The following is a 15,380-nucleotide window of genomic DNA, read 5'->3' as shown; positions in this document are numbered from 1 at the left end:
AATATGCTTAGAAGACTTAATAAAAAGTGCTTCTAAACATATTATACGAGGAGGGTTTCAATGAGATTAGGAGTACAATTATATTCGGTACGAAGTTATATGGAAAAAGACCTAAAAGCGACTATGAGAAAACTATCAAAAATAGGTTATAGAAATTTTGAAACAGCAAATTCGAATGCAGACAAGGATTGCGGAATTGGTTTTAATATTTCAGCGAAGGAATTGGCAAAGCTGTTGGAAGATATCGACAGTTCTGTGATTAGCGCTCATATTTCACCTATAACCAAGAATAATTTGGAATCAGTTTTAAATTATTATAAAGAATTAGGTACGAAATATATTGTTATGCCTATGGACTTTTATTGTGATAGGGATGATGTTTTGAGGAAAACGGAGCTGTGGAATTGGGCAGGAGAACAGTGTAAAAAATATGATATGGAATTTTTATACCATAATCATTTTTATGAGTTTCAAAAAATTGGTAAAGAGACAGTTTATGATTTGATACTGAATAATACTGATGAAAATTTAGTTAAAATAGAACTCGACACCTATTGGGTCATGCGTGGTGGACAAGATGTGTATGAAACACTCACAAGGCTTGGAAAGAGAATAAAGTTAATCCATCAGAAAGATTATCCAAAAGGATTAGATAGCAGAATGAATCTTATAGAGAATGTAAATAAAAATAGCAGTTTTGTGAATCAGAAGTATTTTGAAGATAATGTAAAAAAATATGATTTTACAGAAATTAATTTTGGAATTATGGATATACAAAGAATTATTGATACTGCGGTGAAATACAACGATGTAAGTCACTTTATTTTGGAGCAGGATTACAGTCAATATGACGAATTTGAAAGTGTTAAAAAAAGCTTCAAACAACTTAAGAATATGAAAAATATTGATTTTTAGAAGGAGAGTGGTGAGCATGGGACAAGTAAAGCCAGTGAATGTTGCAATTATAGGATGTGGAACAATCAGTGAAATTTATATGAAAAATCTAAGAGAAATGTTTCATATTACCAATTTGGTTGCATGTGCAGACCTGATTGATGAGCGTGCACAGAAAAGAGCAGATCAATTTGGAATAAAAAACATGAAAAGTGAGGAAATATACAATAGCCCAGATATTGATTTGGTGGTGAACTTAACAAAACCAGAAAGCCACTATGAGGTATCAAAAAAAGCTTTGTTATCAGGGAAGCATTGTGTAGTTGAAAAGATGATGTGTACCACTTTTGAAGAGGCATTGGAACTTTGTGATATAGCTAGAAAAGAAAACTTAATGTTTGGCTCTGTTCCTGATACCTTTCTTGGTGGTGGATGGCAAACTGTTCGTCATTATATAGATTCTGGAATAATTGGTAAGCCGATAACCATGAATGCTGTAATTACGTGTAGTTATCAACCTAATACTGCTCGTATCGACTGCGATTCGGATAACTTCTTTTTTCCATTACACACGGGTGGCGGATTACCGTACGATTTAGGTGGATATTATCTTCATAATATGATAAATATGTTTGGAACGGTAAAAAAAGTGAGTGCATTTGGAGGCAACTTATACCCAAATAGAGAGTATATCAATCCTAGGCATCCAAAATATAAAGAACCATATAGAGTAAATACTCCAACGACTATGTCAGTAATTTTAGAATTTGAAATTGGTGTTTTATGCACATTTCTTATTTCATCAGATGCTTCCGTATTTGATAGCTTTACAGTACAGGGATCAAAAGCTATGCTCGAGTTGTTCAATCCAAATTTTTTCAGTGGGAAAATTTTATTGCATAGACAAAATGCAATAAAATCTGAAGAAGACGGAATAGGCTTCACGGTGGATAATAAATATCGACCAGATCCAGATATCGTGGAACTTCCAATTCTCCATGGATACTGTGGAAATAGCCGAGGCATTGGAGTTGCTGATATGGCATATGCGATTCGTAACAAAAGGCGTCCCCGTATGCATTTTGACTTGGGTTTGCATGCGTTAGAAATAATTCATGGTATGCTTAAAAGTGCAGAGATGGGAATTGCGTATAATATGACAACATCCTGTGATCGTCCGAATATGAGACAACAAATGATTGAGGCAGATGATGTTCAGGAAAGAACCATAGATGATTAAAAGGCATTCATCAAAATTAAGGCTTTAATAGGGGAATTTACAACAGGGAATGAAGAATTGATAACGGATCGGAATGTAATATAATGAAACAGGAAGTAAAATAAGAAAATATGAAGGCTTGATTTGCGGTATATGAAAGGGATAGACATTTTAATATGATGTCTATCCTTTTATTTTTCTAGTATACTGGAAAAGCATTGCATACTAATATCCAAACAGACCTTTGGAAGATTGTTACTTGAATTTACGCTCAATGTAATATGAGGTAATTTGGATATGAGGTAAATGTCCTAATAGAATGGAATATTTTGCAAGGGGAACAGCTTAATTTAAAACATGCTGTTATTATATCTGTAACTAGAGATGATTTACTTGACCAAGGAACTAATTAGTTTGCAAATGTTGTGAGAGAACACCAAAGATAACTATTAAGTTACTTATACCAGATATACAAGGTGAGAATAGTTAATAGACATTATTATAGATTCAGAGCCAAATATATTAAATTACAATGTGGAAACAGTGCTAGAATTGTATGATGGAATTAGACCAATGGCAATATTTGATGCATCATTGGAATTACTTGATTATGTAAAGAAAAGAAAGCCAATATTAGAGCTAAATCTGGTTTAGGTGAAATTAGGAGATAGATAACAGATACATTTAGGAAATTTTGAGAAGTAGATTGTGATATGTTGATATTAGTAATTATCTCCAGCATACTACATCAAAAATTTCAGTAGTAGAATATATTACACTAGAACAATTTGAGGAATACGAAGAAATTGCTTTATCTATGGGTTTTAAGAAAGTAGCATCTTCTTCTTCTCTTACTAGAAGTTCTTATAATACAGAAAACTTTTAATATATCTTAAAAAATTTTTGCTAAAAACATGTTTTTCCATTAAAAAAATATTGCTAAAATCATGTTGTAGGAGTAAAATATTTTTGTTGAATATTAGAAAGGATGGTCAGATGAAACTAATTACATTTAACCCTTTTAGAACTATGGGTATTCATAATATTACCTATATTAAGCCCGAAAATATGTTTAAGGAAATAGAAAAAATAAAAGAAGCAGATTATATATTATTTCCTGAATATTGGCAGGTAAATACTTTAGTCTATGGATTAAAGAAGAAGATATTTCCAAATATTAGCACATATCAGTTAGGACATAATAAGATAGAAACAACTAGGGTATTACAGGCCATATTTCCAGAGAATGTACCATATACACAAATATTAAGCAAGGATAATGGAAATATAGAAACAATAGAAGAAGAATTTGGTTATCCCTTAGTTGCTAAAGAAATAAAAAATTCTATGGGCAGGGGAGTATTCCTTATAGAAAATAGAAAAGAGCTTAAATCTTATATAGAAAATAATGAATTCTTATATATTCAGGAAAGACTTCCTATAGATAGAGATTTGAGAATAGTCTATGTGGGAAATAAAGTAATAGGTGCTTATTGGAGGATTGCTGGAGAAGGGCAGTTTCATAATAATATTGCAAAGGGTGCATCCTATGATTACAATAATATTCCAAAGGAAGCTATTGAGTTAGTAGAGAATATAGCAAGAGAATTAAATATAAACCATGCAGGGTTTGATGTGGTAGTAGTTGATGATAAATTATATATATTAGAATACAATGTAATGTTTGGTAATGAAGGTCTAAGAAATATGGGAATTAAAGTAGAAGAATATATTAGTGAATATATAAATAATGACCCAGATTTTACACCAAGCAATCCAACGTTTCCAAGAGCCTCTTAAAATAAGGCAATTATTCCTTTAAAATCTGATAGGAAACACTCTATCAGATTTTTTATGCTTTTATTTAAAGTTTTAATAATATATACTGAGAATAGAAGCTATACTTCATATAGCTGTATTTTAAATAGAAAGGACAATTACATTGATTGTAATAAGTAGTTTAGGAATAGAAAAAATACTTTTAATAGATGATGAAAAAGATATATTGGATTTATTGGAAACTACATTTAAAGATATACTTTCATAGATAATATAGTTCTCTTATTCTAGAAATTTTAGATAAGAGAACTATATTATTATGTTATACTTATTGTAAAGATATGTGTTTTATGAAATAAGGTAATGTGAAAAAGATTATATCAATGGAGGCTGGAAGATGATATACGTAATAAATAACAGCAATGATCCTTTTTTCAATCATGCAGCAGAAGAATATTTGATGAATAATTTTGATGACGAGGTATTTATGTTGTGGATAAACAAGCCATCTATATTGATAGGTAGAAATCAAAATACTATATCAGAGATAAATCTTGATTATGTAAAGGATAACGGAATAGAAGTGGTCAGACGTTTATCTGGCGGAGGTACAGTATATAATGACCTTGGAAATATGAACTTTACCTTTATATCAAATAGAGACTTATCAGAACCTCAAGTGAAAAATGGATTTGAAAAATTTGCACTGCCTGTGATAAAGGCATTACAGTCTTTAGGTGTTAATGCAGTGTTTACTGGAAGAAATGATATAACAATAGAGGATAAAAAGTTTTCTGGCAATGCCCAATATTTTCAGAAAAGTAAATTATTACATCATGGAACTCTTTTATTTGATTGTGATATGAGCAAATTATCCCTAGCGCTTAAGAGTAAGGCTGTAAAATTTAAGGATAAAAGTGTTAAATCTGTAGGTGCAAGAGTAACTAATATACTTCCTTATTTAGATAAGTCAATGACCTTAGAAGGTTTTAGGGAATATCTTAAAAATTACATAATAAACATTCATAATATAGAAAATATCTATGAATTTAATAAAAAAGATTTAAAAGAGATAAATAAAATAGCTAAGGAAAGATTTAGTACATGGGAATGGAACTATGGTAAATCACCGGAATATAGATATGAAAATGCAGTAAAATATCCTAGTGGAGTTGTAGAATATAATTTAGATGTAGAAGATGGTATAATATCGGATATATCTATTTATGGTGATTTTTTTGGAGAAGAAGATATTAAAAAATTGGAATTTGCTCTAATAGGAGTAAAACATAATATAGATGAATTAGAGAATAGATTAAAAGATATTAATATGGATAAATATATTAAAGGACTGTCAACTAAGGAGTTTATTAAAGGACTGCTAGATATGGAGGGAGAACAATGCATTTAAGAAAACCAGAATGGATTAGAGTGAAGCTACAAGGTGGAGATGTGTCAAAGAAAGTAGATGCTTTATTATCAGACCTTTCTCTAAATACAGTATGTGACGAAGCAAATTGTCCAAATAGGATGGAATGTTTTGCACGAGGAACAGCTACTTTTATGATATTAGGCAAGAATTGTACTAGAAACTGTACTTTTTGTAATGTAACCAGGGAAATGCCTCAAAAAGTAAATCCAAAGGAGCCGGAAAATGTGGCTAAGGCTATAGCTAAATTAGGTTTAAAACATGCAGTTATTACATCAGTTACGAGAGATGATTTAGGAGATCAAGGGGCTAACCAATTTGCAAAAGTTGTGGAGGAAATAAGAAAATCTACTCCAAAAGTTACTATTGAATTACTTATACCTGATATGCAGGGAAATAAAGAACTAATAGATATTATAATAGATACAGAGCCAAATATATTGAACCATAATGTAGAGACTGTACCAGAATTATATGATGAAGTTAGACCTATGGCAATATTTGAAAGGTCAATAGACTTACTTGATTATGTGAAGAAAACAAAGCCCAATATGAAAACTAAATCTGGTATTATGTTAGGATTAGGAGAGACTAAGGAGCAGGTAATAGATGTGTTTAAAAGATTAAGGGAAGTTGATTGTGATATGCTGACATTAGGTCAATATTTACAACCTACTACAGCACATATTCCAGTAGTAGAATATGTTACACCAGAACAATTTGATGAGTATAAGGAGATTGCACTATCTATGGGATTTAAAAGAGTGGCATCGGCACCACTTGTTAGAAGCTCATATTATGCAGAGGACTTTTAGAATATGATATAGAATTTTGGTATATAGGGAATAAAAGAGATTAATGCATTGATTTCTTTTATTCCTTTTATTTTAATAAAATTTATTGAATAGTTAAATTGGAAGATATTAGTCCAGCTAATTTACTGGTTTAAAAGTTAAAAGTATTTTATATAAAAGATACTTAATAGATTAAGAATAGTGTTATATTAATGGAGAAACAACCATTTATTATCTTATTAATATTTTATCATTTAATTAGGAAAGTATTTAATAATTTTGCATTTAGAAATGAACTATTGTTAAGTTAAAACGTAATAAATATATAAAGGAGGATGAAAGCTTGATAAAAGATATAGAGTTGGTAATCAATGAGAATAAAACAAAGTTATATACCTTTTGCTTTCATCTATCTAAAAATGCACAAGAGGCTGAGGATTTATTTCAAGATACTTGGATAAAGGTATTTTCCAGTATTGAATCCTTTGATGAAAGTAAAAGTTTTGAGGGCTGGTTATACACTATTGCACTTAATTGCTATAGAGATAAATATAGAAAAGCAAAACGGTGGTTAAATAGAATAGTAGATTTCACTGATTCCAATGAGAAAAATCGTATATTGGATAATGCTAATTCAATATTAGGACTACCTGAAGAAGAGTATTGCAGAGAAGAAGAAAAGGAGAGAATACAGAAAGCAATAAGAAAGTTAGGCGATAAACATAAACTGCCTTTGATTTTATATTATTTCAAATCATTATCATATAGAGAAATTGCAGAGATACTAGAAGTATCTGAAGGGACAATTAAATCTAGGATAAATACCGCAAAGAAGAAACTAAAAGAGATTCTAGAGGAGGATGAATATGGAGGATAAAGAATTAGAACAAATATTATTTGAGATAGGTAAGAAGGAAATTCGTCCTTCCCAGAGCTTAGTAGATGATACAATTTCATTTATAAAAAGTAGGCATATTTATTATTCCATATTATTATCAATTATATCTTATACGATGGGCATTGTAGGAATTATTATTTTAGGAAGTAAATATATAGGTCTAGAAGTTACAATTTCATTATTATATATACTATATTTTATAGGCTGTATATCATCCTTTGGAGTAATTATTGCATCAAAAAATAATAGTAGAGGAGAGATTAATTGTGAAAAGTAAAAGTTTATTCTGGTTTATTACCGCATTATGGATAGGTTTTGGAGTATTTCCATTAACTTTAGTTGTTCTGAAATTAGGCCATAAAGAGGAAATACCAACTAGAGCTCTCATGATATTTTTATTAGCTCTTATAGTTGTAGCAATTATGATCCTAGTTATATGTAGATATGTATATAAAGATGCAAAGTCTAGAGGAATGGATCCTTATTTATGGATGGCAACAGCTGCATATGTGCCTAATTTTGTAGGATTAATAGTATATTTAGTTATGAGAAAACAACTAAGTATGGAAATTTTGAAATGCGCAAACTGTAATATAGAAGTAAAGAAGGATTGGAAGTACTGCCCTAATTGTTCACATGAATTATAATTTTTTAATATCGCTATTATTTTCACTACTTGTCAGAACGTATATTGAGTAGAGGATATTTTTAGAATAATATATTAGAAGTAAGAGATATCAAGACATTGATTTCTTTTACTCCTTTTATTTTTTATAACTATTTCTATAATACCAACTTAATATATAAATAATATCTATTAGAATACTATTGTGAATTAATATACAATAATAATTAATAAATCTAAGGATAAAGGAGGACTGGAGATTAATTAATGAGGTTTGTTTCCATATTAGGAGAGGATATCAATGAGATAGATACTTATATATAGCAGATTTAAGTGTAGGAGTAAAAATAATTAAATTATTAGTTGGCAATTAAATCGAGGGGGAATAAAAAATGAAAAAAGACCAAATGACTCCGAAAGAAAGAATGATAGCTTTTGGAAAAGGACTTGAAATAGACCGTATACCATGTGTTCCACATATGGGTGTAACTATGTCACCATTTATAAATACATCCTTAAGGGAATATTATCATTCAGCAGAAAAAATGGCAGAATTAGAATTAGCCCTTTTTAAAAGATTAAGGCATGATGGAGTAAGTGTATCTGCTACTTTAAGAGGCGTGGCTGAGGCAATGGGGTCAAAGATGTATTATCCTGAGAACAATATTTCACTAATGGATGCACCAGCTGTAACAAAAGTAGATGAAATAGAAAACTTAAAACCTTCTGACCCAGAGAAGGATGGAAAGCTACCATTAGTTTTAAAGGCAGTAAAGATTATAAAAGATAAAATAGGACATGAGGTAAATGTGGGAGCAGGACTAGCTGGACCTTTTAGTACAGCAGCCTCTGTAGTTGGTACAGAAAATCTTCTAAAGTGGATGCTGAAATATCCAAATAAAGTACATATATTAATGGAAATAGTAACTGAATCAAATAATAGATTTATAGAAAAGGCAGCAGAATTAGGTGTAGGCGTGGGACTATCAGACCCTGTTTCATCTACAAGTTTAATAAGTGTTAAGCAGTTTAAGGAATTTTCTGCACCATATATTAAGAAAAATGTAGATAAGATGAAATCCCTAACAGGAAAAAGTATCTCAATTCATATTTGCGGTAAAAGTAAGGATATTTGGGAATCTGTAATGGATACAGGGGTCTCAAGTTTTAGTATAGATAATGTGGAAGACCTTGCTGATGCTAAGGAAATAATGGGAGACAGAATTACAATATCAGGAAATGTACAGCCTGTTGATATAATACAAAAGGGAACAAAAGATGAGGTTCTTAAAGCTGCAAAAGAATGTATTAGAAAAACTTATGGCTCTAAGAAAGGATATATACTTAGTTCTGGATGCCAAATACCAATGAATACCCCTATGGAGAATATTGATGCATTAATGGATGCTGCTAGACTTTATGGTAGTTATCCGATCAATGAAGAACTATTATTTAGTGAAGATTAAGTCACAACATATATACTTCTTTATCTTGTATAAATTCTAGAAGTATTGTATAACTAGAAGTATTGTATAATATATAATGAATAAAATAGGTCATGGAGTTGACCTTAATCGCTATATGCTAATGACTCCTACAGATAGGGATATCTGTAGGTTTTTTTATGTCTAATTTTAATAGGAGGGTGATTATATGGCAACAAGTTTAGCTATTATAATAATATCAGGACTTACAGCAAATTCAATATTTACTAAATCAAAATTACCAGGATTATTAGGTATGATTATTGTAGGTATTGTTATAGGACCATATGGACTTAATTGGCTTAGTGAAGACATTATAAAGGTTTCAGCTGACTTTAGAAAGATTGCATTAATTATAATACTACTCAGAGCGGGTTTTGGAGTTAGTAAGGAAGATTTAAAAAAGGTTGGTGCTCCTGCCATAAGATTAAGTTGCATACCAGGAATATTTGAAGGTTTGGCAATAGCTTATGCATCTATAAAGATATTTGACTTCAGTTTCGTGCAAGGGGGCATGCTTGGATTTATAATTGCAGCAGTATCTCCAGCAGTTATTGTACCTGCAATGCTTAATTTTATGGAAAGAGGACTTGGAGAAGAGAAAGGAATACCTACTTTAATATTGGCTGGAGCCTCAATTGATGATGTTTTTGCTATAACGATTTTTTCTACATTTTTAGGAGTATATAGTGGTTCAAAGATCAATATAGGTATGAGGATTTTAAGTATTCCAATATCTATTATTTTAGGCATATTGGCTGGTTTGGTTATAGGAATATTTTTGATTAAGATATTTAAAAAATATTCTATTAGGGATACAAAGAAGGTATTATATATTATTAGTGCAGGAATTCTCCTTACAGCATTCGAAGATTTAATTAAGTCTAAGATAGAGATTGCAGGGCTATTAGGTGTTATGGCAATAGGGTTTATTATACTTGAAACTATGCCAGATGTAGGAAAAGGAATGGCTGAAAAACTTAATAAAATTTGGGTTTTTGCAGAGATATTATTATTTGTATTGGTAGGTGCTCAAGTAAATATTTGGTTAGCTCTTAATACAGGTTTTAAAGGCATATTGTTAATAGCCATAGGATTATTTGCTAGAAGTATAGGAGTTATATTATCTTTATTAAAAACTAATCTTAGTATGAAGGAGAAAATATTCTGCATCATAGCTTATATACCAAAGGCCACTGTACAAGCAGCTATAGGTGCCATACCTTTATCTTTAGGAGTAGAATCAGGAGATCTGATTTTATCCATAGCTGTTTTATCAATTGTTCTTACTGCACCTCTTGGAGCAATAGGGATTAGTTTAAGCGGAGAGAAATTATTATCGTAAAAAACATTGCCCCTTGATTTTATTAAGGGGTATTTTTTAATCAATAAAAATTATTATATCCTTAAAATTAAATCATCTACCTTCTTAGCAGTAGGTTAAGTTTATGTAAAACTATATATAGAAATAAAAATGAATAGACATCTAATGGAAAAATGATTAGAATATATATAATATTTAAAGGAAAAGGAATTATAATAGCATAGATTTAATGTACTGAAAGGATGATTATTTAAATGGGAGTCAGTTTAAGGGAAATATTAGCATCGGATTTTTTCTTAGAAGCTAGGGTACTGGCTGGGAAAGAGGGACTTGACAGAATAGTTCAGGGCATTTCATCTCAAGATGCGCCTACTGGAGGACAATGGGCTAGAGGAAAAGAGCTGATGCTTGCTACGGGGTATTTATTTAAGGATAATATAGAATACCTTAAAGAAATAATAATTGAATCAAATGAATGCAATGCAGCAGGCCTAGGTATAAAGGTTGGTAGATATTTAGATGAAATTCCTGAAGAAATTATAGATCTGTGTAATGAGTTAAAGTTTCCTCTTATTGATTTACCAAAAGACGCTGCATGGATGGAGATAGGAAATGCTATTAATGAGATAGCTATAGATAGATATATAGAAAAATTAACTGGTTTTATTCAGGTATATGGGAACAAAGATCATGATAGAAAAATAAAGGAAATCATAGAAGGATTATACAATAATATAGGAAAACCAGTAGAAGTTTATGATTTCTGTAAAAATAAGAGATATTCAGTATTTGATAAAAATATTAAAAATAATGAATTAAGTGATTATGAATTTATATGGAATCCTGGTTCTAAGCATGAAAAGAAAAATTTATCTGAAAAATTTAATATGTTTAGAATAAAAAATCTTGAGAGTGAAGATGATAGCCAACGCATAGTTCTTCCCATAGAAATAGATAATATAGTTCTTGCATATCTTGTAGTTTGGGAGGATCAAGAAAAGAGCGATTACTATGATCTATATACAATAAGATTGAGCTTTGTGCTTCTACTACATGAATATGGAAGTATATATTTTGAAAATACTTTTAAGGACAAATTTCAAGACGAATTGATACAACAAATAATAGATAGCAACTTTCAAAATGAAACTCAGATAATAAAAAAGGTTCTAGATACTGAGGGGTCATATTTGTGTATAAGTGTAAAGCAGTTTAGTGATGAAATAAGTTTATATGACCATAGAGAAAAAATATCCAGATGCATATATAATATTTTTCAAAGAGATGAAATGATTTTTGGATTAACAGGTAAAGATGAAATGGTTATGATTTATAAGAAAAATAAGGATATACACGAAATAAAAGAATTTATAAAAACAAGTATAAATCAACTTATTAGGTGTATTGAAAATGAAATAACAAAAGGAAAGTTTGTAGCAGGAGTTTCTCCAGGTTTTGTAGATATAAAAGATGTGAAAAACAGCTACACTGAGAGCTATAAAACTATTGATATATCAAGATATGTTTATCCCGAATCTAAAGTAATTTTCTATGATGATTTAGGACCTTTCAAATTTATTAATATAGAAGAATTTAAAAAGGAGAATATGAGTGTATATAACGAATATATAAAACCTCTAACCTTAGAGGAGGATGGTGAAGAACTTATAATTACTTTGAAAAGTTTCTTAGAATGTAATCAAAATTACTCTTTAACGGCTAAAAAGTTATTCGTTCATAATAATACAGTAAGATATAGAATAAGCAAAATTAAGGATTTAATAAAGATAGATAATGAAGATTCCATTGAAAGACTAAAGATTGAGATAGTTTTGAAGTTCTTAAGATTATTCAATTAAATATAGTTTTATTTGGGAAAAGCACAGATTTTAATCTGTGCTTTTATTATTAAAGGAATCTATAAGTATTTGGGGAATTTCACAAAAATTAAAAAGATTTTAGAAATATTAACAATAAATCTATATGTTTTATATATTATAATGAAAATGTGATAAAAATCACAATGCTTTTTATATTGATTATAAAATTTTTTAAAATTGGAGGAAGAAGAGACATGAAAGAGTATTTAAAAGTAGCTAATGATCCAATTTTGTGGCTTATGTGTCTGCCTGTTGTTCTAACAGTAGGTGTGCAGGCAGTTATATTCACAAAAAAAGCCTTTGAAGCAGGGAAAATAATCAACATGAAACGTGAAGATGGTATCAAGGCATTTAGAATTGGAGCTATTGCAGCAATAGGACCTTCATTAGCTGTGCTTGTAGTAATGCTTGGAATGATGGCAGTAGTTGGAGCACCTATTACTTGGCTAAGATTATCAATCATAGGATCTGCACCAGCTGAACTTGCAGGAGCTGCAATGGGGGCACAGGCAATGGGAGTTGAATTTGGTTCTAGTCAATATGATTTAACAGCATTTGCTTCATCAGTTTGGACTATGACATTAAACGGCATAGGATGGTTATTAGTTGTAGCTTTGTTTGCAGATAAGTTAGATATTGTAAAAGATAAGGTGACAGGTGGAGATGAGAAATTAGTAGGTCAAATAGGGACAGGTGCTATTATTGGGGCTTCATCTTTTATTGTTTCAGGACAGATTATAAATAAAGGTAGTTTAGTGCCTACAAATCTTATAGCAGTATTAGTAGCTACTATAGTTATGATAGTGATGGTGAAATTTTCAGAAAAAGTGAAAGTTTTAAAAGAATGGAACCTAGGGATAGCAATGTTTGTTGCCATGTTTATTGCAGCATTATTTAAATAATATTATGGAGGTAAACCTATGAGAAATAAATCATATGAAGAAACATTTACTAAAAATATAATTTCAACTGGAAGATGGACAATATTAACAGCTGTTATTTTATGTTTTTTGCCAGCAATATATCTATGGGTAAGATACGGGGCTATACCTTCTGTAAAAAATATTTTAACAGGATGGTTCTTAATTGCTTCCATGTATGGAGCTTTTTATATAGTTGAGCCAATTTCTTATTTTCCAATATTGGGATTATCAGGCACTTATATGTCATTCTTGTCTGGAAATATAGCGAATGTTAGGGTTCCTGCATCAGCAGTTGCTCAGGATGCCTTAGGGGTTGACTCCGGAAGCCAAGAAGCTGAGCTAATTTCAACTATAAGTATAGCGGGATCAATAATAACAAACTTAGTTATAGTTACGATAGGCGCCTTTGCTGGTAATTTTATAATTGGAATATTACCTGAATATGTAGTAACAGCTTTTGGATTTGTTTTTCCTGCTATTATGGGGGCTTTATTAACAATGTTTGCTCTTAAATTTTACAAATGTGCTGCTGTGGGACTGGCTGTTGGAATAATTATTAATATGACACAGATAGTTCCACCATGGTTGGCGGTACCATTATGTGTTTTTGCTACTTCATTTGTTGCCATAACTGATTATAAAAAACAGAAATTAAATCAATAGATTATTGTAAGCGCAAAATGTTAAAATAAATAATTCTGAAATATGAAAAGTACTTGTCGCATGTAAAATCTAAGTTATATATGTGATACAGTCGTGAAATTTTTACACTATTTATTAGTTTGACAATATTATTAGAGGAGGAATATATTGTGAATTTTAAAGAATATGCAAAAGAAATTGAGAAAGATATAATTAAATGGAGAAGGGACTTGCATCAAATTCCAGAAATTGGATTGGACTTACCTCAAACATCAGACTATGTTCAGATGAGACTCAAAGAAATGGGAATAGAGTATAAAACACTTGTTAATGGCTCAGCTATAGTAGCTTTGATTGGAGAGAAAAATCAAGGAAAGACAATAGCATTAAGAGCTGATATGGATGCACTTCCAATAAAAGAAGAAACAGACGTACCTTATTCATCAAAGAATGGAAATATGCATGCCTGTGGTCATGATTCCCATACAGCAATGCTATTAGGGGCAGCTAAGATACTAAAGGATAATGAGCATTTATTAAAAGGAACTGTAAAGCTATTGTTTCAACCGGGTGAAGAAGGATTTGCTGGAGCTAAACATATGATAGAAGAAGGTGCTTTAGAAAATCCTAAGGTAGATAATATAGTAGGACTTCATATAGGAGCACCTTCCAAGGGTATTCCAGATGGGAAGGTAATAGTAAATTATGGTAAAACTATGACTTGTTTGGACAAATTCTATTTAAAAATAAAAGGAATAGGTGCTCATGGTGCCTATCCAGAGCTGGGAGTTGATCCAGTGGTTATATCAGCACAAGTTATAGGAGCATTACAATGTATTGTAAGTAGAGAAAAGAGTGGCGTAGAGCCTGCAATAATCACTATTGGCAAGATTAATGGTGGAACAGCTTTTAATATAATACCTGAATTTATTGAAATGGAAGGAACAGCAAGATTTGCAGATCAGCCATTAAGAGAACAAGCAGCAAAGAGAATTGGAGAAATAGCTACAGGTATTGCTAAGACAATGAGGGGAGATTGTGAATACGAATATGAATTTGGATATCCACCACTTGTAAATTCAAAAGAAATCACAGAAAAATTCAGGAAATCCGCTGAAAAAATAGTTGGAAATGAAAATATAATGGAAATGGATAGACCTCTTATGGGAGGAGAAGATATGGCATATTTCTTACAAGAAGTTCCTGGAACATTCTTCTTCTTAGCTTCAAGCGAATATGATTCAAAGGGAAACTTTATTTCAGCACATAATTCAAAGTTTAATGTAGCAGAAGATGTTTTGTATATTGGAACTGCTTTATTTGTTCAAACAGTATTTGATTTTCTAAGTATCTAGTAATTATGATTGAATTTAAATAAGATAAAAGGGTCACTTCTAGAATATCTATATAGATATCCTTGAAGTGACTTTTTTATAGTGTGAAAAGAAAAGTGAATAGACATCTAATGACAAAATGATTAGAATATAGA

At 30.6% G+C, this 15,380-nt stretch carries 14 protein-coding genes and 1 riboswitch; all 14 genes read left to right on the top strand.

Going from position 1 to position 15,380, the window contains the following annotated elements; genetic code table 11:
* Positions 1-60 precede the first annotated feature (60 nt).
* The gene (locus ABWP20_RS11575) at positions 61-915 is read left to right on the top strand and encodes a sugar phosphate isomerase/epimerase family protein (RefSeq protein ID WP_353095966.1); all 855 of its coding nucleotides are present in this window, start codon (positions 61-63) and stop codon (positions 913-915) included.
* A 16-nt stretch (positions 916-931) separates the two neighbouring features.
* A complete protein-coding gene (locus tag ABWP20_RS11570) occupies positions 932-2,134 on the top strand; it encodes a Gfo/Idh/MocA family protein (protein ID WP_353095965.1) in 1,203 nt (400 codons plus the stop codon).
* A gap of 948 nt (positions 2,135-3,082) precedes the next feature.
* On the top strand, positions 3,083-3,913 hold the full coding sequence (locus tag ABWP20_RS11565; RefSeq protein WP_353095964.1) for an ATP-grasp domain-containing protein: 831 nt from the start codon (positions 3,083-3,085) through the stop codon (positions 3,911-3,913).
* 376 nt (positions 3,914-4,289) lie between these two features.
* On the top strand, positions 4,290-5,303 hold the full coding sequence (gene lplA, locus ABWP20_RS11560; RefSeq protein WP_353095963.1) for a lipoate--protein ligase: 1,014 nt from the start codon (positions 4,290-4,292) through the stop codon (positions 5,301-5,303).
* Positions 5,294-6,136 carry a lipoyl synthase gene (lipA, locus tag ABWP20_RS11555; protein ID WP_353095962.1) on the top strand — a complete coding sequence of 281 codons (843 nt, stop codon included), beginning with the start codon at positions 5,294-5,296 and terminating at the stop codon, positions 6,134-6,136. The genes lplA and lipA overlap by 10 nt, the downstream gene beginning before the upstream one ends.
* 322 nt (positions 6,137-6,458) lie before the next feature.
* Positions 6,459-6,992, top strand: coding sequence for a sigma-70 family RNA polymerase sigma factor (locus ABWP20_RS11550; RefSeq protein ID WP_353095961.1), 534 nt, complete (start codon positions 6,459-6,461; stop codon positions 6,990-6,992).
* Positions 6,982-7,290, top strand: a complete 309-nt coding sequence (locus tag ABWP20_RS11545) for a hypothetical protein (protein ID WP_353095960.1) — start codon at positions 6,982-6,984, stop codon at positions 7,288-7,290. The genes ABWP20_RS11550 and ABWP20_RS11545 overlap by 11 nt, the downstream gene beginning before the upstream one ends.
* Entirely contained in the window at positions 7,280-7,660 is a 381-nt protein-coding gene (locus tag ABWP20_RS11540; RefSeq protein WP_353095959.1) for a zinc ribbon domain-containing protein, read from the top strand. The genes ABWP20_RS11545 and ABWP20_RS11540 overlap by 11 nt, the downstream gene beginning before the upstream one ends.
* A gap of 370 nt (positions 7,661-8,030) precedes the next feature.
* On the top strand, positions 8,031-9,104 hold the full coding sequence (locus ABWP20_RS11535; protein WP_353095958.1) for a uroporphyrinogen decarboxylase family protein: 1,074 nt from the start codon (positions 8,031-8,033) through the stop codon (positions 9,102-9,104).
* A gap of 79 nt (positions 9,105-9,183) precedes the next feature.
* Positions 9,184-9,242, top strand: a riboswitch (Fluoride riboswitch).
* 49 nt (positions 9,243-9,291) lie between these two features.
* A complete protein-coding gene (locus ABWP20_RS11530; RefSeq protein WP_353095957.1) occupies positions 9,292-10,467 on the top strand; it encodes a cation:proton antiporter in 1,176 nt (391 codons plus the stop codon).
* Between the two features lie 233 nt (positions 10,468-10,700).
* Entirely contained in the window at positions 10,701-12,305 is a 1,605-nt protein-coding gene (locus ABWP20_RS11525; protein ID WP_353095956.1) for a PucR family transcriptional regulator, read from the top strand.
* Between the two features lie 215 nt (positions 12,306-12,520).
* Complete coding sequence (locus ABWP20_RS11520; protein WP_353095955.1) at positions 12,521-13,228, top strand: DUF5058 family protein; 708 nt, start codon at positions 12,521-12,523, stop codon at positions 13,226-13,228.
* An 18-nt stretch (positions 13,229-13,246) separates the two neighbouring features.
* The gene (locus ABWP20_RS11515; RefSeq protein WP_353095954.1) at positions 13,247-13,912 is read left to right on the top strand and encodes a hypothetical protein; all 666 of its coding nucleotides are present in this window, start codon (positions 13,247-13,249) and stop codon (positions 13,910-13,912) included.
* A gap of 149 nt (positions 13,913-14,061) precedes the next feature.
* Complete coding sequence (locus ABWP20_RS11510; protein WP_353095953.1) at positions 14,062-15,246, top strand: M20 metallopeptidase family protein; 1,185 nt, start codon at positions 14,062-14,064, stop codon at positions 15,244-15,246.
* Positions 15,247-15,380: the final 134 nt, after the last annotated feature.

The sequence above is a fragment of the Tissierella praeacuta genome, from assembly GCF_040396155.1.
Lineage (GTDB): Bacteria > Bacillota > Clostridia > Tissierellales > Tissierellaceae > Tissierella > Tissierella praeacuta_A.
Note: the sequence above shows the minus strand (reverse complement) of the source record. Positions and strands in the feature narration are given on the sequence as shown.

Bases quoted from the DNA above. Each gene is read 5' to 3' on its own strand.
- ABWP20_RS11575 (WP_353095966.1), top strand. From the start codon at position 61: ATGAGATTAGGAGTACAATTATATTCGGTACGAAGTTATATGGAAAAA.
- ABWP20_RS11570 (WP_353095965.1), top strand. From the start codon at position 932: ATGGGACAAGTAAAGCCAGTGAATGTTGCAATTATAGGATGTGGAACA.
- lplA (WP_353095963.1), top strand. From the start codon at position 4,290: ATGATATACGTAATAAATAACAGCAATGATCCTTTTTTCAATCATGCA.
- lipA (WP_353095962.1), top strand. From the start codon at position 5,294: ATGCATTTAAGAAAACCAGAATGGATTAGAGTGAAGCTACAAGGTGGA.
- ABWP20_RS11545 (WP_353095960.1), top strand. From the start codon at position 6,982: ATGGAGGATAAAGAATTAGAACAAATATTATTTGAGATAGGTAAGAAG.
- ABWP20_RS11535 (WP_353095958.1), top strand. From the start codon at position 8,031: ATGAAAAAAGACCAAATGACTCCGAAAGAAAGAATGATAGCTTTTGGA.
- ABWP20_RS11530 (WP_353095957.1), top strand. From the start codon at position 9,292: ATGGCAACAAGTTTAGCTATTATAATAATATCAGGACTTACAGCAAAT.
- ABWP20_RS11525 (WP_353095956.1), top strand. From the start codon at position 10,701: ATGGGAGTCAGTTTAAGGGAAATATTAGCATCGGATTTTTTCTTAGAA.
- ABWP20_RS11520 (WP_353095955.1), top strand. From the start codon at position 12,521: ATGAAAGAGTATTTAAAAGTAGCTAATGATCCAATTTTGTGGCTTATG.
- ABWP20_RS11515 (WP_353095954.1), top strand. From the start codon at position 13,247: ATGAGAAATAAATCATATGAAGAAACATTTACTAAAAATATAATTTCA.